Origin of the sequence: Stenotrophomonas sp. 3diitr2024, from assembly GCF_042136455.1 — a bacterium.
Classification (GTDB): Bacteria; Pseudomonadota; Gammaproteobacteria; order Xanthomonadales; family Xanthomonadaceae; genus Stenotrophomonas; species Stenotrophomonas sepilia.
In genome coordinates this window covers 1-321 of record NZ_JBHHMJ010000403.1, presented here as the reverse complement: position 1 = coordinate 321, position 321 = coordinate 1, and the positions used below count along the sequence as shown (strand labels likewise).

The window sequence follows — 321 nt, the reverse complement described above, 5'->3', positions numbered from 1 at the left end:
GTTCGGCAAGGGCTCGGTGATGCGCATGGGCGACCGCGTGGTCGAGCCCGTCGAAGCCATCCCGACCGGTTCGCTGATGCTCGACATCGCACTGGGCATTGGCGGTCTGCCGAAGGGCTCCAAGATCTATGGCGCCTACGGCGGCGGTCCGATGGGCAAGCGCGTGGAAGTGATCTGGGATCGCATCACCACCCCCAATGGCATCGACGTTGCGGAAACCACCGTCGGCGTCTTCGTCGGCCACGCCGCGCTCGATCATCAGATCCTCGAATTCCTCGCGGGTCTTCAGCGCGGTCACCAGCTTCTGCTGCAGCGCGAACT

The 321-nt window shown here is 64.8% G+C and carries 1 pseudogene; it reads left to right on the top strand.

What is annotated here, in order from left to right:
- Positions 1-321 (top strand): annotated as a pseudogene (locus ABGA94_RS10005) (hypothetical protein); the annotation flags it as partial.